Below are 23117 nucleotides of genomic sequence, written 5' to 3'. Positions count from 1 at the left end.
CATCCTTAAATTGAGGCTAGATTCAAGATTAGGTTCAAGTAGGTCTATCGAGGACCTTCAAGACAAGATGCAGCAGCTAGTGCTCCACGGGTAGTGCTGGAACTGAGCGTTGCAGATTAGAATTTGCAGGGCAAATCACCTGCTTGGGAAGTGTAAACAGAACCTCAGTTCCTGGACCCTCCCGTTCGGCAATCCACACTCGGCCACCGTGCTGATCAATGATTTTCTTAACAATAGCTAGGCCGACACCATGTCCGATCGTTTGCTCTTCAGGAGCAGCTACTTCGCTCTCAGAAGTCACCCTTCGAAAGGGCAAGAAAATCTCGTCTCGATATTCTGGTGGAATGCCGACGCCGTTGTCACTGATACTAAAACAATGAAAATATTCTTGCTGACTGTAACTAATTTTAATAATAGGAGTTGCAGAATTCTGAGAATACTTGATGGCGTTGGAGAGCAGATTGCGCCACACTCGGGCAATGCGCTGGGGCTGAACATTGAGCTGCTCTGGTAAATCTGGTGCGATTTGCAGAATCGCACCACTGGCTTCAATTAGTGGTAACAATTCGTCCACAATCGTGCTGAGCAATTGCCCTAGATCAATAACACCGCATATTTCCTGTTGGTAACTGTCCCGCAAAAAGTTCAGTAATTCCTCAACCAGGCTCAGGCATGAGTCTGCTTCTTTGCGCAGAACTGGTGCTAAATTTTGCACAGCAGGGGGCAAACTCTCTCGATAGCGCAGCAGGGTATCCCCAAGTAAGCGCATACAGAACAGCGGATTTTTTAGGTCGTGGACAATGTTGCGGCTGAGTTCATCAGCCTCCTGCATCTGCTCTTCCATCAGCTTCTGCCGAATTGCCAAGATTGCACGCTCTCTAGTGGTCTGTCGCATTCGCAGTAAATTGCGCAGACGCACTTTAAGCTCTACTGGCTCCAATGGCACACTAATGAAATCATCGGCCCCTAGCTCTAAGGCCCGAGGTCGCATTGTAGAGTTATGCGCTGTGATCATCACGATCGGTAAATCCGCTGTGATCGGATCATTGCGCAACCGTTGCAGCACTTCTAGACCGCTGATCCCAGGCAGCATGTTATCGAGCAACATTAGGTCTGGAGGTGATTCGCTAATGAGCGTCAAGGCGGTTTCGCCATCTGCCGCTACTGCAATATCGTAGGGCTCGTTACGAAGATGGCGAGCATAGATCAGGCGGCTATCGGGTGAGTCATCTACAATCAGAACACGGGAGCGGATACTCATTACTCAGTCAGCCTCAGGGCACTCTTATAGGGTAGATCGGTGGTTTAGGCTTAGGCTGCTAAGCGAAACTGAACCCTTGCGTCAAAGCAGGGCTAAACAAGCGGAGGGCGAACTGCAACCAATCGCCAGTAGGAGTCGATGAGCCGCATCTCCTCGATATACTTATCGATCTGATTTGGTTTAGTGACATAGGTATTAGCACCACTCTCATAGCTGCTAACAATATCTTCTTGAGCGCGGCTAGTCGTTAGAATGATCACCGGCAGAAGACGCAGACGTGGATCTGCCCGAATTTCACGCAGGGTGGTTAGTCCATCTTTGCGCGGCATATTGATGTCCAGCATTAACAAGTCGGGGCGAGGCGCGACTTCTGGCTGGCTGAACTTTCCTTGCTGCTGGAGATAGTCCAACACCTCTTGACCATCCCGTACAACCTGCAGATCTACCGAGATCTGTCCGCGTCGAAAAGCCCGTTGAATAATTAAAATATCGTCTTCACTGTCTTCCGCCAGTAAGATGCGCACAGGATGTTGTGGAGAAGTTAGGGCTTGCATAATCTTGCATAATAGGGGGAGAAGTTAAAGTTTTGGATTTTTAGGAATTGTGAAGAAGAAACAGCTTCCTTCATTGGGTTGAGACTCAACCCAAACTTGGCCACCATGAGCCAGGACACCTTTGCGCACAATGGCTAGGCCAGCGCCAGTTCCCTCAAATTCCTCCCGCCGTCCTAAACGTTGGAAGAGCACGAAGATTCTGTCATGGTAGTTCGGGTCAACCCCAATCCCCCAATCCCGGACCCAAAACAGAAACTCATGTTGCTGCTCAGCATAGCTGATCTCAACTTGAGGTCCACCTTCTTCGCCATAAGGACCTGGGCTGAACTTAAGCGCATTACCAATGAGATTGCGAAAAATACTAGCAAGTTCCGTTGCATTGCCAGTTACTGTTGGCAACACTTCAGGACACCGAAGCTTGGCATGACGCTCTTGAATTTGTAGTTCAAACTCTAGCAAAACCTCACGCAGAACCCAGTTGAGATCGACACTACTGTGCTGCTCCGGATCTCGCCCAATCCGGGACAGTTGCAGGAGATCTTCGAGCAGACGGCGCATTCGCTGCGTAGCATTAACAATGCGGTTGAGGTAGTCTGCCTCTTGTCCCTCTAGGCGAGGCCCAAGGTCTTCGAGTAGAAAACCACTAAAGGCCTCTAAACTGCGCAGAGGTTCGCGCAGATCGTGGGAAGCAGAATAGACAAAACTATCAAGCTCGGTGTTGGCTTTTTCTAAGCGGTTTAGAGCTGCTTGTGTTGCTTTCTGTGACTGTTGCAATGCCGTTAGAGTTTGAGTGCGCTCATCGAGAACTTGCAAGAGTTGCTGTAAGCTGCGGTGCAACCATAACCCCAACAGCAGCACGCCCAGCATCACCAAACAGGTGCAGATATTATTAACCAGCCATATAAGGTCGCGCGTCTTACGCGCTACAGCCTGCTGCGTAATAAGCCGTGCTCTCTGCTCACCGAGAAAAGCCTCAATGTCTAGACGCAAAGAGTCAAAAACTGCCTTTCCTGCCAATGAGGTTTGGGCTAGACGCTCGATCTCGGCTGAGTTACCGAAACTCTTGAGTACTGGTCTGCCAAAGCGGTTCTGCCAAGCCTCGAAACTGCGCTCGATCTGGCCTAGTCTCTCACTCTGTTTCAGCGCTTCGACCTGCCGTAACAAAGCCAAGTTTTTGGCAAAATTAGCCTGACCCTCATAGTAGGGAGCCAGAGATTGAGGATCCCGCGTAATGAGATAGCCGCGAATGCCGGTTTCAGCATCTAGTGCTCCCTGATAAAGCAAGTTGGTCCAGCGCAAAATTTCCTGGTAGCGGTTGATGCGTTCATCCTCTTGCCGCTGACTGTTGTTAACGGCTGCTGTTAACGCCCAACCGCCTGCAATTAGCAAAACCAGACAGGAAACCCCCAGCCACAAGAAGCTGACGGTAAGAGTTCTCGGCTGTTTGGTAAGGCTCGACTTGCTGTTTTGAATTTGGCTCATTCAGAGAGAATGGGCAAACTATGCCTAGGTTCTAACCCTGTTGTATGGGTATGGGGCTCCACCCGTGAATTTTGGCCTGAATAGCAGACAGAGGTAACTGATAAAAATACTGATATTGAAATGCTTCTTCTCGGACTGCCGCACTAAATTGGGCAATCGATTCTTTGGGTTGGTTTTCTCTGGGTTCTAGTCCCCCAATTTCCACAAGGTTGGAGTTGGGCTGTTGTGTGACGCTGAAACCCGCTTCAGACAAGGCCTTTAGACCCAAGGCCAGGGAAGTTGGGCCGATGCCCAGTCGGGCCTGCAACTGGTCGAGGCTGGCTGGTTTGCCGGTGCGGGCCAGATATTTAGCAAGACCGACCAACGTGGGCCAAGGCTGAGGGTCTGGTATGGGTAGCTGGTAGACCAGGGCTAAGGGCAAGCCGGATAGGGCAGCGTGGTGCAACCGTTCCCGCAGTTCTTCCCAGCTGGTAGGGCACTGGGCTAAGCGCAGAGCTGGCTCGGGGTGGTCGGGTACTCTAGTTCGCCAATCTAAAATCGTGGGCAACCCTGGCTCAGTGGTAACAGGTGCTGGCGCTTCAATCTGGGCAGGACGCACAGCAACCAAGCGGACTTCATAGCGCTTCTCGCTACTGCGGCTACTGGAATTCCAGGCGTTGGCGTTATATTCCAGCTCAACGACCGCATCACAACCTCCAGGCGGTAGCTCATGAACATAATGGCCCCACCAAACCCCAGGGAAACTGCCGGTTGCATCGCGTAGCGTAAAGCGGGTTTGGACATAGCCCACCTTTTGCCCCTTCGCGTCGCGTAGACCCGGATTGGTAGTGCCTTCAAAGGTGCAGCGACGAATCAAGAGTTTAGGGGCTGGGTTGCCCTGACCACAGGGTTCCAACTGCTTCAGTTCCTGAAACAAACTGCGGCCTCCATCCTCAGCCAACTCTGCCACAGTCAGCTCCAGATCAATTGCCAATGGAGGGGTTTGTAGCTTGTTCCCAGACAATGTACCAGGTTGTAAGCGCTGGTTGAGGGCTGCCTGTAAGAGCGGGATGTTGTCTTGAGGCAGTTGCAGTCCTACGGCGAGGGGATGTCCGCCAAAGCGTTCTAAGAGCGGCTCAAGTCCTGCAAATAGAGCGTAGAGGTCTACCCCGGCTACCGATCTCGCTGAGCCTCGGGCTCGACCGTCCGGCTCAAGGCTAAGTAGCAGAGTCGGTCGGTGAATCTCCTGGGCGATTTGTCCTGCAACCAGCCCCAAAATGCCCAAGGGCCAGCCCGATTCTGCCAGCAACACCACGCCTGTAGTGGAAAGGTCCAGATTAGCCAGACGCTCGTGCACCTGGAGTGCCAGAAAATGTTGTAGACCTTTGCGACGGGTGTTAGCCAACTCAGTTTGCTGGACTAGTTCCCGACAACGGCGGGGATCGTCACTAGTCAGCAGCTCCACGCAAAAACGAGCATCCCCCTGAATGCGGCTAACGGCATTGATGCGCGGACCAATACCATAGGCAATATCGGTGGGTCGGTCTCCGGCGCGACGGCAGGCTTCCAGTAGCAAGGCCAGACCGGGGCGGCTGGGATTGGGGCTAGTCTGCTGCTGCAAGCGAGCAATGCCACGCTGAGCCAGATAGCGGCAATCGCCCTGCAAGTTCACCAAGTCGGCAATCAGGCCAATGGCGACCAAATCTAACAACTCAGTCAGCGGTCGTCGGGGAACCTCAGGCAGGGCTAAGTAAAGCGCTTCGACAAGCTTGTAGGCGACTGCTACTCCGGAAAGATGGGCGAGGGGATGGTCTGGTTCTAGCGCGCGTGGGTTGAGAAAAGCTGCCACTGGTGGACGCTCAGGCGGTAGCGCGTGGTGGTCAGTGACAATGACGTCTAATCCCAGCGTTGATGCTAGCTTCAGTTCCTCAGGGCTATTGCTACCCGTATCACAGGTGACCAGCAAGCTGTAGCCAGCGGCGGCAAGCTGGGTGAGCCCCTCTGCATGCAAGCCGTGCGATTCTTTGAGCCGGTTAGGAATGGTGTAAGTAAGCTGTTGGTCCTTGGCAAAAAACTGACCGAGGCCATCCCAGAGCACCGAGGTTGCCGTGACCCCGTCGGCATCAAAGTCTCCCCAGATTGCAACCCGTTCGCCTCGTCTATGAGCTTGCACTAACCGCTCAACGGCCAGTTCCAGCTCGTCACCAAGAGCTGTCGCGGGGCTAGGAGTATAGGCATCTGGGCTGAGGAAACCGCGCACTTGCTCGGGCGTTCTCAGCCCCCGCCGCCAAAGCAGTTGGGCTGCCCGATGACCGGTCAGCGATACCAACCACTCTGGTGGGGAGGTGGGGGTAGGCAGTTGCCAGACAGCCTTGCTCACAGGGGAATCTCCTGAATCTCCGCCAGAGTTGGCAGTTCTAGGACCTCTGACTCAACCGGCTGGGGTTGCTGCAAGCGTTGTAACAGGCGCTCTAGCTCGACCTGGGTCTGCTGATGAGCTGCACGACTGTAGCAGTGGGTCTGGGTGTGGGTGGGTGACCAGACGGTGAGCCTGATCGCCTCAGGTTCATAGGCGCTGGTTTCCGGCAAAAGGTATAGGGCTAATCGGTCTCGCCAAGACTGGACTGACACAGGCCCACCCAAGCGCCAAATCTCAACTTGCTCTGCCTCAAGCTCTGAGCGCTCTGACAAAAACAGCAGGTCGTAGCTGGCACTGAGCCAAATGCCATCGGCTCGTTTGAGCGAGCGTTTGTGGTTGAGGAGCGGCTCACCCTGCCCTGCTAGGCCTACGGTTTGAAAGGCTTGGACCTGGAACGCTTGAAACCACTGGCATAGCAGAACATCAGCCACCAGAAAATTTGCAACTGGCAGTCCTAATTCCTGCTGCTGAAGCAGAAGCAACAAACCACGACTGGGATCCGCATCGGTGTCAAGTTGCTCTAGAGCCGAGGGCGGCACACCTGAGAGCAGATCCAATTGAGCTGCCGAAAGTCTCACACACCCATTGCAAGGGATACTGCTGGTTTAGGTATACCCCATTGCCTAGGTAAGCTGCTTATCGTTCTAAAAAGCCGGTAAAAAGCTACTTACAGAAACCCAAAATGAGCCAACCCTTCGGCAATACCTGCAGCATATTTGGCGTGGGCTAAATAGCGGTGTGGTGCGCGGTTTGCTTGGTACCAGGTCAGCAGTTCTGGGTGGGCATTTGCCACAATCACACAGCGTTCTTCGCCCATCATCAAAGCTTGATCATTACCCGAATCGCCACAGGCAACCGTTTGTTCTGGCGTAAAGCCAAACAACTCGCGCACATAGGCCATGGCTCGACCCTTATTGCCTTTAGCTGGCAGAATGTCTAGGTCACGGCTGCCGCTATAAATCAGCTGAACGTCTAAATTCTCAGCCTGTAAAGCCTGCTCTAACCTAGGAACCACCTCACGGGCCGCCAGTTCTGTGATCCAGAAGCTAACTTTGAAGGGATTTTGCTCGGAGTCTGGTTGCGGTTCCAAATCTGCGAAATGAGCAGTCACTGCACAGATTAGCGCTCGGTCCCAGCCAGGAGCGAGAAACTCGGACCATTTGGCTTCAGGCTCGACTGAGCCTGGGCGATAGATCTCGGTGCCCACTGAGGTCACTAGGGCATCAGGTTCTAATAGCTGCTTCGCTTGTTGCAGCTTTTGGTAAGACACCCGAGAACGCCCCGTGGAGTAAACCAGCAGTGACCCAGCTGCCCGATGCTGCTCTAGAGTTTGGTTGAGTTGGGCCAAGGCAGCATCATCCCCGACCAGGGTATTGTCGAGGTCTGTAACCAATAAAAATTTGCTCATGGTTGGAGTTTAGGTTGAAGGCTCATAGCAGGCACTGGTAACCAGAACTCCTAATCTTGGTAGAACTCGCGTGGAACTTACTGCTGAAACCAAGCGGTTAAGGCTATCGCAAGCGCATCAGCAGCATCATCAGGGCGAGGAATTTCGCTGAGGCTGAGCATCTGAGCTACCGCTTCCTGCACTTCCTGCTTGCCAGCTTTGCCGTAGCCTGTGAGGGCTTGCTTGACCTGAGGTGGCGCAAACTCGGTGATCGCTAGCTGGTGCTGAGCCAGGGTGAGCATCACGACCCCTCGGGCCTGGGCCACCGCAATCGTATTGCCCATGCGGTAGAAAAACAACTTCTCCACAGCAACATGGTCGGGTTGCCAAAGTTCCAGCAGTTCGTGCATGTCCTGGTAGATCACACGCAGGCGATCCGGTATGTCGGTGCCTGCAGCTGTGCGAATTACTCCGTAGTCAAGTACCCGGGGTGCCACCGGTCTGCTGGCCGATTGTGCTGATACTTCCACGACCCCAAAGCCTAAAGTTGCCAACCCTGGATCCAACCCCAGAATGCGGCGGACTTTGGGAGCTGTAACAGGCGGCTCTGGCAGCACAACTCCAGAAGGAGTAAGCCCGCCACTGGGCAAAGGCGCATTGATAGGCACTATGGATGAACCTCCGTTCCCTGGGGCCGTCTGCAAACCAGACGGGGATACCAAGGCTGAACTCTGTTCCTAACACCTCTCTAGCGCATCCAGCGACTGCTGGCAAGCTTAAGGATTAGCAGGAGCGGCATCAGGTGCAGGCGCAGGCACAAAATCTTGAATCGGCGAGTTCTCTGGAGGTGCTTCGTTGGCTGGCGGTAGAGGAGCAGGTTCGCCGGTAGCGCCATCTGCTGGCGCGCTGCTGTCGGTGGCAGGAGCTTCTGATGCTGGGGGCTCAGACGGGGCGTCGCCATCCTCGGAGGCTGCTTTATCCTGGTCTGAGTCGCTACTACTGTGATCCTCGTCGTTACTGCGATTACTGCCGCCGCCACTGCTCCCGGAGGATGTGGCACGCTCATCGTCCACCTCACTGGGGCGCAGTCCCCGGCCCTTGAGTTGAGGCGGTTCGGGGAATTCTTGGACAGGAATGCCCTCAGTAATATCTGCCATAAACTCCTGCCAAGTGACCGCAGCAGCCCGGCTGGTGCCCCAGGTCGGGGCGCTGTCATCATTGCCCAGCCACACCCCTGCAGCTAGCTGCGGCACAAAGCCAATAAACCACAAGTCCCTTCCCTCCTCTGAGGTGCCGGTTTTACCAGCAGCTGGGCGATCTGTCAGTTGGGCAGGGCGCCCAGTGCCAGCTTGCACAACCTGTTGCAGCATCCAAGTGATGATGTTGGTAGTGCGCTCGTCCAGGGCACGGTGTGCTTCGGGAAAGGAGTCGTAGAGGACCTCGCCGGTTCTGGCCCGGATGATGCGCCGGATGCCGTGGGGCGCCACATGCATGCCCCGGTTGGCTAGGGTGGCATAAGCTCCGGTAATTTCCATCAGATTGACCTCGGAGCTGCCCAGAGCCACGGAGTAATCGCGTCCAAGCGGAGACTCAATGCCCATCTTTCGCGCCAAGTTGATCACCGGGTCAATGCCGACATCGACCATCAGCTTCACAGCCACGATGTTGATCGAGTTGGCAATGGCTTTGACTAGACTGACATCGCCGCGATAGCCACCACCGAAGTTTTTGGGTTCATAGTCGTAGATCGAGTAGGGGGCGTCGCGGTAGATATCGAACGGCGTCCAGTCCTTAGACATGGCTGCCGCGTAGACGAACATCTTAAAGGTTGACCCCGGCTGGCGTTGGGCTTGAGTGACCCGGTTGAATTGGCTTTGGCTAAAGTCTCCGCCGCCAACTAAGGCTCGGATCTCGCCGTTTTTAGGGTCAATGGCGACCAGCGCTCCCTGCTCGAAGTTAAAGCGGGGTCCATCGTAGTCAATGGCGTTGTATACGGCTTTTTCTGCTGCCCGTTGCCACTTGGGGTTGAGGCTGGTTTCGACAATTAGACCGCCGGCTTCGATCTGGTCAGCAGTCAGGTACTTGGGCAATTCCTGCTGGATGTAGCTGGCAAAGTAGGGAGCTGTGCTGTAAGCGTCAGCAATACTACCCGCTTTGGGATCTAAGGGCAGGGCTTGCGCGCTTTTGGCTTCATCCTCACTGATGTAGCCGACGTCAGACATACGCCCCAAGACAATATTGCGACGGCGCTCGGCCAGGGCTGGATTGACCAGTGGCGAATAATCGCTAGGAGCTGCCGCCAATCCGGCTAGGGTTGCGGCCTCTGCCAGACTCAAATCCTTGAGGTTCTTGCTGAAGTAGATCCAGGCAGCATCACTGACGCCATAGGCCCCCGAACCCAAATAAACCTGGTTGAGATACAGCTCTAGAACTTCCTGCTTGTCGAGTTTGCGCTCTAACGCTTGGGCCAGAGCAGCCTCGCGCAGCTTGCGCCAGAGGCTCCGCTCCTGATCCAGAAAGATCATGCGGGCGAGTTGCTGACTGATTGTGCTGCCACCTTGCACCAGGTCTCCAGACAAGGTGTTGACAAAGGCTGCACGCACAATGCCCCAATAGTCGATGCCCCCATGTTGGTAGAAACGCTCGTCCTCAGTGGCGATGAACGCGTCGATCAGGGGTTTGGGAATTTGGTTGATCTCGGCTTTGCGCCGAGCTGTGGGTCCCAGTTGCAGAATGGGTAGGCCGTCTGCCGCCTGAATTACCAATGTGCCACCACGTGTGAAGGAGCGGACGTTGGAGAAGTCAGGGAGATTCTGGTTCACCTGCCACCAGACAAAGGCGGCCACGCCAGTGGTCAGAGTCATTAAACCGGTTGCGCCCAGCAACAGCCAGTGCCGAGGGCCGGGCCGCTTGCTGGGTCCTAGCTTACGTCGGTTGCGCAATGACTTACGCCGGGCTTGACGGCGCTCCGGAGACTGGCCGTCCTGCGGCGGGCCGGCATTCCGGGCATTCTGACGCTCACTGCCAGAAGCAGGGCGACGCGAGGAGCGGGACGGTTGAGAACGCCTGGAGGGCATGGCAGCAATAGAGTAGCTTCACTATACGGGCAGGGGACATCCGGACCGCACCCGGCTACTGCCTTAGTCAATCAATTCCTCGGGATTCACCGCAGTTTACCGCATTGCTTCTGTCTCTAGCTTCTGATTTGCTTAGGCATCGGGCAACCCAAAAACTAAGGTTTCCTTGGGTTTGTAGGAAGCTAGGCTGCATCAATGAAGGCTTGGGATGTCACCCGCAATGTCCCCGCAATGTCATTGAATATCACTATTTCAGACTTACTATTTCAGGCTTACTGATTCAGACCTACTGAGCTTGGGCTTGGCTTATGCAAAGACGAGACCTCCGCTGGTGCCTGCTGGCTAAGTTGCACAGGTAAAGCTTGTTGGCTAAGGAAACGAGTATATTCCGGGCTCAAGTAGGGGCCAAAGTCCAGTTCCTGGGACACGGTGGTATTGAAGAAAGCAACGACCAACGCCTGCAAATACTGTCGCGCTAGGTTAGGCGCAGGGCCTACTACAGCCGCGGGCAATGTAAACACGCCACTGCTGCCAGGGTCATTGAAGCTGAAGTGAGTGGCACCCGTCAGGGTAACTAAATACTTGGGTTGAGGCAGAAAGGCAAACGGGCGCAGGTGCTCTGCTAGGGCTGGGGTGGCCGCATCATTGGTGCCGGTCACAATTGTGACCGGCGCCTTCACCGCTCGCAGACCACTGGCACCAAAAATCAAACTGGTCAGGGGGCTCACGGCCACTGCAGCTCGCACGCGTGGGTCGCGAAAACTCAAGCGTTGTCCTGGCAGCTCCACCGCTCTGCACTGCAACACAATCGACGGATTTGCCAGCAAAGTGGGTTGGTTAGCGCAACTCTGACGTAGGCCTGCCAAATCTAAGTCTGCTCCTGCCAAAGCGAGTGCCGTGTAGCCACCGAAGGAGTGGCCAAAGACACCTACGTGCTCAGGATCCAAGCGGCCACGCAGCCTGGGGTCTGTTTGGTTAAGACGCGTGAGTTCATCGAGCAGGAAGCTGATGTCGCGGGGACGATCCACGAACTCCTGTGGGTCGACGACTGCATTTTCTAGGCCTGCCAGAACGTTGCGTAAACGCTGGTCGCTACTGCCGGAGTGCTCCGGCACGGCGACAACATAGCCATAGGAGGCTAGTTGCAAGGCAATGTAGCGAAAAGAGGCCCGGTCTTCGCCCAAGCCATGGGAAATTACCACGATCGGGTTTGGCCGAACCACCGGCACTGCCGTCGGTGAACGCGGGACCAGAGGTACGACCCGAGGTAGGTAGAGATCGGTCGGCAAGGGACGGTCGCCCTGCGGATTGCGCAAGTCGAGTCTGTATTCCTCAACCGTGAAGGCGCCTGTCTCCCGCAGGTCAGGAAGCTGGCTGAAATCTATGCCTACCCCATCGCCCATGCCAGAGCCAGCTTGGGCCGCAACCTGCTGGGTACGCCGGACTAACCGTTGAATGCGTCGAGCAAACTGCACGCCCTGGCGCAAGTCGATGTAGACGGTGGGCGTAGGATAGTAGCGCAAAAAATTGACCAGATTAATACCGGAGGGATCGGCGGCTGAGCGAATCAATGCGCCTCGAATCGCCAGGGCCCCCGGCAACTGAGGACTGGTGCGCACCACCGAGCCCACCTGCTCCAAAAAGGCCTCGCCTTCCGGCGTGTAGAGAAACTGAGAGACTGCTACTACCCCAGCCAAATTGGACGGTGCCGCAGAGGTCAGAGCAACGCGAATCTGAGCCAGTTGCTCCGAGGCCAGCAAGTCAGCATAGGGCTCCAGCTCAGGAGTGATGCGGCCCTCACGGGCATAAGCTGCGATGGCTCGTACAGGTACAGCCCGCGATAGGGGACCATAGGCAAACACTACCTGCTCCGCAGCTTGCGCCGCAGTGCCCCAGCCAAAGCTGCCCAAACAGGTGCTCAGGAGCAGCGTTAGCCTTAACTGGGGTCGCCCCAGACCAAAGTGTCTCTTCACTCCGAAACCGAGAGAGGTTCAGAAGCCTGAACTTTCTGCCCAATCCGGGGCTCGGTGCCCTGCACTAGCCGTTGAATGTTTTGTCGATGCCGCAACAGCACATACAATCCGCCCAGGATGCCGAAGAGAACGTAGGGCAGTGGTTGCTGCGTGACCACCATCAGTACGACAACCACACCTGCCGCCATAATTGAACCCAGCGAGACAATCCGAAACAGTGCCAGCACCAGTAAGAAGCTCACTAGAGCGCCCAAGCCCACTGGCCAAGCCATTGCCAGCAGCACCCCTAGACCCGTTGCCACTGACTTACCACCTGTAAACTGAATCCAAATTGAGCGGCTGTGGCCCAGCAGAGCCGCTAGGGCAGCTAGCAGAACCAACCAGGCAACCCAGTCAGGCGGCAGCAGCTCCGAGCCGTAAAAGCGGGCTAGAAAAACGGCTAGAACTCCCTTGAGCAAATCCACACTGAAGACGAACAGTGCTGGCCCTTTGCCGAGGACCCGCAGCACGTTGGTCGCACCAGTTGAGCCAGAGCCGTGCTCTCGAATATCCAGTCCCCCCAGCCAGCGACCTATGAGGTAACCCGTGGGAATGGACCCTAATAGGTATGCGAGCACTACTAATCCGGCACTGAACCCAATCTCCATGCTGTTCACCCGCCACTCCTTACGCTGATTACACGCTGATTACTGCCTGTTTAATGACTGCCTGTTCCTTAATTCAGAGCGAGCCGAAGCGATTAGTACATCATTCGGGTCATTTGCTGGGCATCCAGACCAAAGGCCAGCCATAACGGGAAGCGCAGCGTATTCAGTGACACCTGCTCTTCGGCCTCGTCGAAAATCAGCATGGGTAAATCGCCATCAGCCAGTAGCCGGTCGGCCTTTTGCACCATTGGATCTGGGTCTTCAAACAGCACCACACCGCCATCCGGCCCAAAGTCCGCCCGAGCAATGCCCAGGCAATCTTGCAAGCCGCGTCGCCATTCGCCCAAGCGCTCAGGCAGAGTTGCCAGAATCAGCACTCGCAGCCGATTCCCGTGCATAACCCGCAACACAGAAATGACCGCGGAGGCCACCAGGATATTCTGCAAGCGGCTGCCCATACTCTTGACTGCGCCCCGACCCGCTAGGGTGAAGAACCAATTGGTGACGCGCTCTTCGTGTACTTTCTCAAAGGTGCGGCGCAACTGCCAACTCGGGCCGTAATAGTCTGGGAGGGCACGGTACTGCTCCAGCAGTTGGCGGATCTTTTTGGCTTGATCAGGGAAACCCTGCTCAGGGACGCTAGAGCGCTTAGCCGGAGCTTCTTCTGGCTCGGGCTGCTTTTGGGTAGCGGCAGGGGGCACTAGCTCAAGTTGTTCAGCAGCCAGAACTAAGTCTTGCAAGCTGCCGACCATATAGTCTTTGAATCCCTGAACCCGAATTGCGAGATCCTGAGAGGCCCCTGCGAAATTTTTGCGCATCTCAGCTTGAATGCGTTCTTGGCGGCGCTCCAGCTGACTAACAGATTCTTGAAGTGCCTGCTTGCGATGTTCCAGCTCCGAGAGACTCTCTTGCATCAAGCGGCCCAACGTGTTTTGCAGCTCCGTGATTTGTTCTTGAAAGACACGGCTCTGAGAGTTGCGCAAGTCTTCAATCGCTTGCTGCAATTCCTGCTCCTGTTGTTGAAGCGCGGCGAGACGCTGCTCTAAACTGGCGACTGCCTGTTCTTGGTTTTGCTGATCTTCCATAGTGCCGGGCTTCTAAAGGCTGAAAGTGAATTAACTAAAGACGAAGTTAGAGACAAGAAGATTGCGGTTCAGGCGTCCAGGCCAGCGACGCGCTCTTGTAAGCAACGCTGAAGCTCTCCAGGAGAGAACAGCACCGGTAGAAAGTGGATGCTGTTTACTTCGCGAAAGTAGAACAAAATCGGCACCGAAGGCCAGAAGATTCGCCAGCTCTGCCACTCTGCATAGGGAAACTGCCGGATGCGCTCCTGCCCTCGGTAGACGTCCAGAGCGGTTGCGGTAAAGACCAACCGAATCACCGAGGCTTGGTAAAGCAGAAACAGCCCAAAAAAGGATACGACTAGGGCTAGCCACCAGGCTACAAGCAGCGCAGGTAAAGCTAACAAGCAGATCGCTAAGGGGAGGTTATAGCTGGGCCGTAACTCAACTGCCGTTTCTGTATTGGGGGGGGAATTGGAAGAAACTGCCACCGCTCAAACGCTCCAAATGCCTGGATTATCCCTATTCTAGAGGCTGTTCGCGCCCGCTCTGCTAGCCTGGGCCTTGCCTCAGCTTAGTAGGGGGAGTTTGGATGGTGTTTGGGCCTGTGCCAAGCTTCTTTAATCAAAGCGCAAAATACAGGCTTAAGTGATGGCTCACAAGCGCGGCCTAAATAGATGACGAGAAGATGATGAAATCATTGATCTAAATCTCGAATTGACGTTGATCAATTTGTGCAAGTCTGGGCGAACGATGGAAAAAATACGAGCAAAGGTACCACGGGCAAAGGCACTGTAAGGGGGAAATGTCTATGCAATACCTAAGTCATCACCTCAGCAACTTAATCCACACCCTCGAAACCCTGAAACAGTAACCAGGTTAGAAAAAAATTAGAGATAAAAATTGCCAGGAGTGAGGTCACGACAGCTGTCGTCGTAGACTGGCCAACACCTTTCGCGCCGCCCGTGGTGGTCAACCCCCAGCCTGTACCAATCACGGAAATTAGGGCGCCGAATACGATGGCTTTGAGAATGGCTGCAAATAAGTCCCAGGGACGCAGGAAGCTGCGTACAGAGTCGAGAAACAGCGTTTGTGAGATGTCGTAAAGGCTATAGGCCAGGAACATGCCGCCCAATAGCCCGGTGACCAACGCGAACATTGTGAGTACCGGCAACATCAAACTGCAGGCTACAACTCGCGGTACGACTAAATAGTCAATCGGGTCACTCCGCAGAATTTGAAGAGCATCAATCTGCTCAGTGACTTGCATGGTGCCAATCTCAGCAGCAAACGCAGAGCCAACCCGCCCCGCCAAAATGATTGCGGTCAGCAGGGGTGCTAGCTCACGGGTGAGCGCAATCGCTAGAACCCCACCAATTGTGCTAGTTGCGCCAAAGCGAATAAACTCACGTGCCACCTGAATTGTAAACACTGCCCCAATCGCCGCAGCCGTAATCAGAGCGATGCCTACTGAGTCAGTTCCTACCAGACTCATTTGTTCTAATGTGTTACGTCGGTGGAGCTTGCCTTTAAGCAAGTGGATGAGAACTTGGCCTCCCAGGAGGATGGCTAATCCCAGACGTTGTAACCAGAGGCCCAATGGACCAAACGCATTGCTGTCGAGCAACCTGCATCTCCTTCTGCCGGCAGATGTTTGCAGCTTAACAGGCCAACCGTCCCGCTCTGGTCTGCAATGCATCGAGAAGCTGAGTTATTGGACTTTACATTACTTCAACAAGCTTTTTAAGCAAGATTTAAGATTGCGCAGCATTTCGGCTGCTCCGATGTAACAATCCTATGCTTGAGGCTGACTCCTTCCCCCCCTTGTCCTTGGCCTACGTATGTTAACCATCATGTTGATGCTCACCCTGACTCGATCCGTCCTGGTAGCTGGCCTACTCTGTTTCGCTGTCCCCGCCGCACTGTTGAGCTTTGCCACGGCTGGCCTATTCTTATTCAGTCAAACCCATCTACCCCTTTTGCAAGCAGGCGCGCAGCAGTTTGCCAATTTCTTGGCCACCTTTGGCAGTGGAGATACCATTACCGGCACGTTGGTGATCAGCTTAACTTGTGCCCTGGTAGGCTGTCTGTTTGAAGGGTATGTCTTCTTCTACCAACAGACCAACACCCCCTGGCGCAACTCCCGTCAGAGTGCTGAGTGAATCTTCTGCCAGTAGTCCAACAGCAACAGCTGCAGACGCTCTAGGGTCTCGTCTAGCCTCAGCAGTTGCAGGCGTAACACTTGCTCGCTCAGCAGAATCAATGCCGTCAAGGCAAGGCCGCCCCACCAAAAGTGATTTGAACCCAAGGCTTGTCCCAGCAGCGTCACTGCCACCGTTCCAAGCGCTGAGACCCGCAGCAGATACAATCCACCCTCAAACTGGGTAGAGCTCAAACGTCGAGTGCAGGCAAACGCGCCTTTAAACGCCTCGGTTGAGGAAGTGCGATCTACCAACTGAATTCCTTCCTCTAGCAGGGCCCCCACAACACCGCCCAAGGCACCCACGATCTCTAGCGCCTCAGCCCGGTTGCCCCGTACCAATTCTCGCGACAGGCGAGGCAGCGAACGATTGCCTTCTGTATAGATCCTAGACAGGCTGCGGCTATCTTGAATCACCACGATCAGCGCCAACAGCCCAAAAAATAAGAGCGGCAGCAGTGTCACCCAATCTGAGACCTGCCAACCTAACATCGGGACCCAGCACGCCCAAGGGCGAAGCATTGACGCTCTGCACTGGTCACAAAACCAGTCATGCTTCGCCCCCAACCTGGCTCTACCATTTCAGAAGGTTGAACTGCTCCATGTCCACGGTTTCCCGATTTCGGTAGATGGACAGGATAATCGCCAGCCCTACTGCTGCCTCTGCGGCCGCCACCGTAATCACAAAGACCGCAAAGATCTGGCCACGGATATCAGTGGAGTCCAGATAGTTAGAGAAGGACAGCAAGTTCAGGTTGACTGCATTGAATAACAGCTCAATAGACATCAACACGCGCACTGCATTGCGGCTGGTGACTAGACCATAGATGCCAATGCAGAACAGGGCAGAGGCCAGAAGCAAAAAGTATTGGAGTTGCATAATTTGCGGCTCTCGTATTCCAGGTCTAAATTCTGCCGATTGGGCGCTCTAGTGGACTTTCGATTGCTTCGGCAAGGGCAGCTACAGGATCGCGAGGCCGCTCGACCAGCTCAAACTCCTCGCCAGTCGCTTCATCAGGCAAGTACTCGCGACGCGCCAGCACAATTGCACCCACTAAAGCAATCAGTAGCAAAATCGAAGCTACTTCAAAAGGCAGCAGAAAGTCGGTGAAGAAGTGAATGCCAATGACTGAAACTGTCGAGGGTAACGCCACAATTGGCTTAAGTGCCCAATGAGTCGAGAAAATCATCGAGCCCAGGAAGGCAAATAAACCGATACAAACCGAGACTGTGGCCCCACTTCTCAGCCAGCCCCAGCGCACAACAGTGTAGGGCTCGCGGCGATTAACCAGCATGATCGCAAACAAGATCAAGACGTTGACTGCCCCAACGTAAATCAACACCTGAGCGGCAGCAACAAAGTCAGCATTGAGCAGGAGATACAAGCCGGCCAGGCTGATGAACACACCACCCAGCAGAAACGCCGAGTGGACGATGTTAGGGAGCAGCACAACGCCCAGCGCTGCTCCAAGCATCATGACTGCCAGGATGGCAAATGAAACGTTCTGGACACCTTCAGCAAGATTCACGGGAGTTCAGCTTCCTTCAATGAAAGTCAATTGGAGTAGGGCAATCGGAGTAGGCAATCCGCTACAAAGGCCTTTGCCGTTAAGGGCTTAAACCAAAGGGGTTAACGGCAAAGGTTTAACTCTTGTTCTCCTGCTCCAGAATTTCCTCGGGGCGCAGACCAGCGCGGCGGGCTGTGTAAGGCACTTCGTGGCCGTCTACCACTCCCTTGGGCAGATAAGCAAACTCTCGGATCGGAGTCACCATTGGGTCTTCCGTCACCTTGTAGGGCAGGCGTCCCATTGCCACGTTGTCGAAGTTTAGTTCGTGGCGGTCGTAAACCGAGAGTTCGTATTCTTCGGTCATGGACAGGCAATTGGTGGGGCAGTACTCCACACAGTTGCCGCAGAAAATGCATACACCGAAGTCAATGCTGTAGTGCTTGAGTTGCTTTTTCTTGGTGTCTTTGTTGTATTCCCAATCCACAACCGGCAGGTTGATCGGACATACGCGCACGCAGACTTCGCAAGAAATGCACTTGTCAAATTCAAAGTGAATGCGGCCCCGGAAACGCTCAGAGGGAATGAGCTTTTCGTAAGGGTACTGCACTGAGACAGGACGTCGGCGCAAATGGTCGAAGGTGACCGAAAGCCCTTGACCAATGTACCTGGCGGCCTGGACTGTCTCACGGGCGTAACTGCCCACTTTCTCCAGAAACTTCAACATATGTCAAAAGGCTAAAAGAGGTTGTGTTCTCGAAGGGTGCTCTCAGGAAGGCAAGGGGGTCAACCGCCGAACGCAACTGGAAACGCCAGTTTTAAGGCAGCTGTCAGCAACAAATTTACGAGCCCAATGGGCAGCAAAAACTTCCAACCCAGGTCTAGCAGTTGGTCGATGCGGACACGTGGCAGAGTCCAGCGCATCAAGATTGCCAGGAAGATAAAGAGGTAGGTCTTGAGCAACACCATACCGATGCCGATGGTAGCCGCAATAAACTGCCAAACACCGCTCCCTTCGCTGACACCCAACCAGCCTGCAATTTGCTCCACAGGAACAGGGAAGCTCCAACCACCCAAGAACAGGATGGAGGCCAGCAGCGACGATAAGATCAGGTTGACGTAGGAGGCAATGTAGAACAGGCCAAAGCGCATGCCTGCATATTCGGTTTGGTAACCTGCAACCAATTCTTCTTCCGCTTCAGGCAAGTCGAAGGGCAAGCGCTCACACTCAGCCAGAGCCGAGATTAAGAAGATCAGAAAGCCTACTGGCTGTCGCCAAGCGTTCCAGGACAAAATGCCATAGCCCTGTTGCTGGTTGACGATGTCAATGGTGCTCAGGCTATTGGACATCATCACAATCGCCAGCACCGAAAGCGCCAAGGGAATTTCGTAGCTGATCGATTGAGCTGCCGCCCGTAAGCCTCCTAATAAGGAGTACTTGTTGTTGGAGGCATAGCCAGACATCAGCAAACCAATTGGCTGAATGCTGCTGAGTGCGATCCAGAGAAACACGCCATTACCGATATTGGTAATGACCAGGTTTTGTCCGAAGGGCACTACCAAGTAGGACACAAACACTGGCAGCAGCACCAGGATCGGTCCGACGCTGAACAGAATCGCGTCAGCCTTGGCAGGAATAACGTCTTCTTTGAGAATTAATTTCAGACCATCAGCGACAGGCGCTAAAACGCCTAACGGACCCACATACTCAGGACCAATGCGCTGTTGAGCTGCAGCCGAAATCTTCCGCTCCAACCAAACCGTTACCAGCAGTCCCAAGCTGGCTCCAATCACCACGGTCAGCATGGGCAGTGGCATCCAGACTGCCCGCGCCGCACCGTAGGGTAGCCCCAACTGGGTTAGCGCTTCAATAAAACTGCCTTGCAGATCAATTCCGTTCATTTGCGGTCCACCTTACCCATAGAACTGGCAGTCTCCCTCGCATTAAGAAATCTTGCTCCCCCCCTCTGGAGTCAGTATATCCCCGGTTCCCAACGCAACTGGTTCACCAAAGCGGAGTTCTGGATCCTTAAGAATTGGCTGCCAAGAGACCTAACCTCTAGTCCCTTTCCGACGAAGGCAGGGGGAGTGACCTAGCTCCCCTCACCGCTTCGGATTGGGCCGGGAGAGGAGTTTCGGTTGCTTATTCTGCTGCGACTAGCTTTTCAGGTGTTTCACCCTCAGTCGTTTCGCCCTCAGCTGCTGCTTCAGTTGGAGCTTCACTGGTTGCCGGTTCAGCTGGAGCTTCGCTAGTTGTCGGCGCAGCCGCAGGCTCACTCACTGCTTCGGTTGCGACTTCGCTAGTTGTCGGCGCAGCTACTGCTTCGGTTGCGACTTCGCTTTCGGTTGCGACTTCGCTGGTCTCAAGCTCAGTATTTTCAGACCCAGTCGTTTCTGCTTCGGTGGCTTCAAGTTCAGTAGCCTCAAGTTCAGGGGCTTCGGGCTCAGCTGGCTTGGCCTTGCTGGGTCTAGGACCTCTGGCTAGAGCTGGGTTTACGCCAGATGGCGCCGCCTGTTCACCGCGTTTGCCCCGACCACCGCGACGGTCGCCACGCTCACCGCCGCCACCGCCACCGCGTTGACTGCGTTCACCGCTGCCGCTGCGTTCACCGCCGCTGCTGCGCTCGCTGCGTTCAGCGCTGCTCTTCAGTTGGGGTTTAGAACGCTCTCGGCTGCCTTGCTCCTGAGGTGCAGGGGTTTCGGTTTCGGGACCGGCGGTTTGGCCTTCGGCTGCTTTGCGGGCTGCCAACTCGGATTTCTTAATGGGACGCTCTGCCATGACTCAACCTGCGACTTTCTGCGCGTTTCTCCATTTCATTTGAACACATAATGAAAGACGGTCTATTCTCCCCTCGAGGCTGCAATGGCTGAAGTTGGCGGCTTACTCAGGCGCACTCCTTTATTTGACTTGCAACAGCAAGCCGGTGCGCGCATGGTCGCCTTTGGGGGTTGGGAAATGCCAGTGCAGTATGTGGGCATTCAGGCCGAACACCAAGCAGTGCGGCAGGGTGTTGGCGTCTTTGATATCTCGCACATGGGCAAGTTTGCGTTGCAAGGTTCAGGCTTGGTGGCCCAATTGCAGCAACTTGTGCCCTCGAATCTCGCCCGTTTGCAACCGGGTCAAGCGCAATATACGGTTCTGCTCAATCCTCAGGGCGGCATTATTGACGATCTGATTTTCTATAACCAGGGTGGTGACCGCTGGTTAACAATTGTCAATGCCTCGACGAGTGAGAAGGATCGAACCTGGCTACTACAACATCTAGATCTGAGTGGAGTTGCCTTCGAGGATCGCTCTGCTGAGCAAGTATTGCTGGCAGTACAAGGCCCGGAAGCAGTGGCGTTGGTGCAGTCCTTTGTGCCCACTGACCTCAGCAGTCTGCCTCGCTTTGGCCATTTGCAAAGCCAGATCTTAGGGGCTCCGGCCTTTCTGGCCCGCACTGGCTATACCGGCGAAGATGGCTTCGAGATCATGCTTGATGTGGCGACCGGCGTAGCTTTTTGGCAGCGCCTATTAGCTGCCGGGGCAGTACCCTGTGGACTGGGAGCACGGGACACGCTGCGCTTGGAAGCAGCCATGCATTTATATGGACAGGACATGTCCGAATTGACGACGCCGTTAGAAGCCAGCCTGGGTTGGCTGGTGCATTGGGACCAAAAACCTGAGTTTATTGGCAGAACAGCGTTGGAGACCCAAAAGAGCCAGGGGGTTCTCCGTCGACTGGTGGGGCTGGAAATGACCGAGCGGGCGATTGCGCGTCATGGCTATCCGCTGGTGCACAACGGGCAAATAGTTGGCGAAGTGACTAGTGGAACGCTTTCGCCGACGCTGGGCAAGCCAATCGCTATGGGCTATGTCAGTGCTGAACTAGCGAGCGTCGGTCAGGAGCTGGGCGTGGAAATTCGGGGGCGAGTTCAGCCCGCTCGGGTGGTGAAACGGCCCTTTTATAAAGCGGCGGTTCGCTGAGAGCTGCGTTAAGCTTCAACCTTCGATTCAAGCTGTCTTAGATCTAAGGCTGCTTAGATCTAAGCTAATTAGAACCCAATCTACACAGCATCTTTGGTCTATGACTCTCACCTATCCTGCCGATCTGAAATACCGCGACTCCCATGAGTACGTGCGCTTGGAGGGTGAGGTGGCAACAATTGGCATCTCAGCCTTTGCCTTGGATCAGTTGGGAGATGTGGTGTTTGTCGAGTTGCCAGAGGTCGGAACTGTTCTAGAGCAGGGCCAAAGCTTCGGCAGTGTGGAATCGGTCAAAGCAGTGGGCGATCTCTATGCGCCGGTGAGTGGCAGTGTAGTGGAAGTCAATGCTGCTGTAGTTGATGCGCCCGAAAAGATTGGCGAAGACCCCTACGGTGAGGGTTGGCTGCTCAAAATTAGTCTTAGCAACAGCAGCGAGCTGGCTGAAACACTCACAGCTGAGGCCTACAAAGCCTTAGTGGAAGGTCAATAACCTTAGCAAGCTGTTAAAAGTGCAACGCTCTGACCTTGAATTTAGATGAATGTCACTCAAAGTGACAGCTTCGTGGGTCAAAGTGAGACTGATGCAGTCCAAAGTGAGACCAGCGTCGCTTGAAGTGACATCGTTGCGGCTCAAAGTGAGACTGGCGGCGTCCAGAGTGAGACCAACGTCACTTTAAGTGACATCTTTGTGGGTCAAAGTGAGACTGGCGCGGTCCGAAGTGAGACCAGCGGGATCTGAAGTGACATTGTTGCGGCTCAAAATGACATTGATGTCGATTTGAGGGCCGTGAGCGAATTAAGCTCTGAAAATTCACCTAGTCGCGTCGTAAGTTGACTTGATTTTTTCAGTGTGAATACAGGTTTGCGCAGGCTGTTAAAGGGGAACTGCTAAAGAAGCGGCCTCTATGGGCTTAGCGATTTACTTAATAAGCCTTCAAGGGGCAGTCAGCATGACACTTGGTAGTATTAGTGCTCATCTTTCCGACGAACAGCTACAGGCTGTGATTGCAGAAGTTGAAATAATCCGCGAAAAGATGCCATTTCTGGTGGGTTTGACCCGAGAGGAACGCCGCCAACTGTCCAAGCTAGGGCAAAAGTCCCGGGCTTTTGTGCATGATGCTGTAGCTCTGGCTGCCCAAAATCCTAGCTTGATTCCCGGTTGTATTGATGTGGCAGAAATGCGTCGAGATTTGGAATTATTTGAGGCACTAAGCACTATTTTGATGTCACTCAATCAGTTGCAAGAACTGGTAGAAGGAACGCAAATGTTAGTCGGCAGTGAAGCTTATGCAGCGGCACGGTTAACTTATAACTCGGCAAAGGCAACTGGCAAGCGGCTGGGTCTAGATAGTGCAGTGAACAAAATGGGACAGCGGTTCCGCAAGTCCACTAAGGCGCAGGCTGAAGTGGAAGCTGATTAGAAGCGCCTCTGTGACCTGGTTACTTCGCTTGAGAACCCGCTCCATGAGCGGGTTGTATTGATCTTCGCTTAAGGCCAGGTAAGGGTCCTCTAAGGTCATATTGTTAACACTTCCTGAAGCCGAACGTTAGATTCTTAGTCGAGTGAGGCACTTTGTGAGGATTGTTGAGCCTTGCACAGTAGTC

The 23117-nt window shown here is 54.4% G+C and carries 23 protein-coding genes; 4 read left to right on the top strand and 19 right to left on the bottom strand.

The window, feature by feature from the left end; all coding sequences use genetic code 11:
* Nucleotides 1–76: 76 nt before the first annotated feature.
* The 13 genes from H6F94_RS15660 to H6F94_RS15600 form a co-directional block, all read right to left on the bottom strand.
* The gene (locus H6F94_RS15660; protein ID WP_190803168.1) at nt 77–1261 is read right to left on the bottom strand and encodes a sensor histidine kinase; all 1185 of its coding nucleotides are present in this window, start codon (nt 1259–1261) and stop codon (nt 77–79) included.
* 92 nt (nt 1262–1353) lie between these two features.
* The gene (locus H6F94_RS15655; protein WP_190803167.1) at nt 1354–1815 is read right to left on the bottom strand and encodes a response regulator; all 462 of its coding nucleotides are present in this window, start codon (nt 1813–1815) and stop codon (nt 1354–1356) included.
* Between the two features lie 24 nt (nt 1816–1839).
* On the bottom strand, nt 1840–3297 hold the full coding sequence (locus tag H6F94_RS15650; RefSeq protein WP_190803166.1) for a sensor histidine kinase: 1458 nt from the start codon (nt 3295–3297) through the stop codon (nt 1840–1842).
* 31 nt (nt 3298–3328) lie between these two features.
* Entirely contained in the window at nt 3329–5656 is a 2328-nt protein-coding gene (recJ, locus tag H6F94_RS15645) for a single-stranded-DNA-specific exonuclease RecJ (RefSeq protein WP_190803165.1), read from the bottom strand.
* Nucleotides 5653–6273, bottom strand: coding sequence for a hypothetical protein (locus H6F94_RS15640; protein ID WP_190803164.1), 621 nt, complete (start codon nt 6271–6273; stop codon nt 5653–5655). The genes recJ and H6F94_RS15640 overlap by 4 nt, the downstream gene beginning before the upstream one ends.
* A gap of 89 nt (nt 6274–6362) precedes the next feature.
* On the bottom strand, nt 6363–7103 hold the full coding sequence (locus H6F94_RS15635; RefSeq protein ID WP_190803163.1) for a sucrose-phosphate phosphatase: 741 nt from the start codon (nt 7101–7103) through the stop codon (nt 6363–6365).
* A gap of 77 nt (nt 7104–7180) precedes the next feature.
* Nucleotides 7181–7750, bottom strand: a complete 570-nt coding sequence (gene ruvC / locus H6F94_RS15630) for a crossover junction endodeoxyribonuclease RuvC (protein ID WP_313949307.1) — start codon at nt 7748–7750, stop codon at nt 7181–7183.
* 108 nt (nt 7751–7858) lie between these two features.
* Nucleotides 7859–10159, bottom strand: a complete 2301-nt coding sequence (locus tag H6F94_RS15625) for a transglycosylase domain-containing protein (RefSeq protein WP_190803162.1) — start codon at nt 10157–10159, stop codon at nt 7859–7861.
* 272 nt (nt 10160–10431) lie between these two features.
* Nucleotides 10432–12132, bottom strand: coding sequence for an alpha/beta hydrolase (locus H6F94_RS15620; protein WP_190803161.1), 1701 nt, complete (start codon nt 12130–12132; stop codon nt 10432–10434).
* Nucleotides 12129–12779: a glycerol-3-phosphate 1-O-acyltransferase PlsY gene (gene plsY / locus H6F94_RS15615; RefSeq protein ID WP_190803160.1), complete on the bottom strand. Its 651-nt coding sequence runs from the start codon at nt 12777–12779 to the stop codon at nt 12129–12131. The genes H6F94_RS15620 and plsY overlap by 4 nt, the downstream gene beginning before the upstream one ends.
* A 92-nt stretch (nt 12780–12871) precedes the next feature.
* Complete coding sequence (locus H6F94_RS15610; RefSeq protein ID WP_190803159.1) at nt 12872–13864, bottom strand: DUF3086 domain-containing protein; 993 nt, start codon at nt 13862–13864, stop codon at nt 12872–12874.
* A gap of 68 nt (nt 13865–13932) precedes the next feature.
* On the bottom strand, nt 13933–14331 hold the full coding sequence (locus H6F94_RS15605) for a DUF3119 family protein (protein ID WP_190803158.1): 399 nt from the start codon (nt 14329–14331) through the stop codon (nt 13933–13935).
* Nucleotides 14332–14681: 350 nt separating this feature from the next.
* Nucleotides 14682–15467, bottom strand: a complete 786-nt coding sequence (locus tag H6F94_RS15600; RefSeq protein WP_242041210.1) for an MlaE family lipid ABC transporter permease subunit — start codon at nt 15465–15467, stop codon at nt 14682–14684.
* Between the two features lie 214 nt (nt 15468–15681).
* On the opposite strand from H6F94_RS15600, the gene H6F94_RS15595 reads away from it, so the two are divergent.
* On the top strand, nt 15682–16002 hold the full coding sequence (locus H6F94_RS15595) for a hypothetical protein (RefSeq protein ID WP_190803156.1): 321 nt from the start codon (nt 15682–15684) through the stop codon (nt 16000–16002).
* Here the strand turns inward: H6F94_RS15595 and H6F94_RS15590 are convergent.
* The 6 genes from H6F94_RS15590 to H6F94_RS15565 all read right to left on the bottom strand — a co-directional run bounded on the left by H6F94_RS15590 (nt 15987) and on the right by H6F94_RS15565 (nt 20324).
* A complete protein-coding gene (locus H6F94_RS15590; protein WP_190803155.1) occupies nt 15987–16532 on the bottom strand; it encodes a hypothetical protein in 546 nt (181 codons plus the stop codon). The genes H6F94_RS15595 and H6F94_RS15590 overlap by 16 nt on opposite strands.
* Nucleotides 16533–16614: 82 nt before the next feature.
* A complete protein-coding gene (nuoK, locus tag H6F94_RS15585; protein WP_190803154.1) occupies nt 16615–16920 on the bottom strand; it encodes an NADH-quinone oxidoreductase subunit NuoK in 306 nt (101 codons plus the stop codon).
* Between the two features lie 25 nt (nt 16921–16945).
* On the bottom strand, nt 16946–17569 hold the full coding sequence (locus H6F94_RS15580) for an NADH-quinone oxidoreductase subunit J (RefSeq protein WP_190803153.1): 624 nt from the start codon (nt 17567–17569) through the stop codon (nt 16946–16948).
* A 115-nt stretch (nt 17570–17684) separates the two neighbouring features.
* Nucleotides 17685–18272: an NAD(P)H-quinone oxidoreductase subunit I gene (ndhI, locus tag H6F94_RS15575; protein ID WP_396426439.1), complete on the bottom strand. Its 588-nt coding sequence runs from the start codon at nt 18270–18272 to the stop codon at nt 17685–17687.
* Nucleotides 18273–18331: 59 nt separating this feature from the next.
* Nucleotides 18332–19447 carry an NADH-quinone oxidoreductase subunit NuoH gene (nuoH, locus tag H6F94_RS15570; protein WP_190803152.1) on the bottom strand — a complete coding sequence of 372 codons (1116 nt, stop codon included), beginning with the start codon at nt 19445–19447 and terminating at the stop codon, nt 18332–18334.
* 241 nt (nt 19448–19688) lie between these two features.
* On the bottom strand, nt 19689–20324 hold the full coding sequence (locus H6F94_RS15565; RefSeq protein ID WP_190803151.1) for a hypothetical protein: 636 nt from the start codon (nt 20322–20324) through the stop codon (nt 19689–19691).
* Between the two features lie 84 nt (nt 20325–20408).
* On the opposite strand from H6F94_RS15565, the gene gcvT reads away from it, so the two are divergent.
* From gcvT to H6F94_RS15550, 3 genes are all read left to right on the top strand, one after another.
* Entirely contained in the window at nt 20409–21512 is a 1104-nt protein-coding gene (gene gcvT, locus H6F94_RS15560) for a glycine cleavage system aminomethyltransferase GcvT (RefSeq protein ID WP_190803150.1), read from the top strand.
* A gap of 100 nt (nt 21513–21612) precedes the next feature.
* On the top strand, nt 21613–22002 hold the full coding sequence (gene gcvH / locus H6F94_RS15555; RefSeq protein ID WP_190803149.1) for a glycine cleavage system protein GcvH: 390 nt from the start codon (nt 21613–21615) through the stop codon (nt 22000–22002).
* Nucleotides 22003–22462: 460 nt separating this feature from the next.
* Nucleotides 22463–22933 carry a hypothetical protein gene (locus H6F94_RS15550; protein ID WP_190803148.1) on the top strand — a complete coding sequence of 157 codons (471 nt, stop codon included), beginning with the start codon at nt 22463–22465 and terminating at the stop codon, nt 22931–22933.
* Nucleotides 22934–23117 lie beyond the last annotated feature (184 nt).

Origin of the sequence: Leptolyngbya sp. FACHB-261 (genome assembly GCF_014696065.1) — a bacterium.
Lineage (GTDB): Bacteria > Cyanobacteriota > Cyanobacteriia > FACHB-261 > FACHB-261 > FACHB-261.
This window is presented reverse-complemented; position numbering and strand designations above follow the sequence as displayed.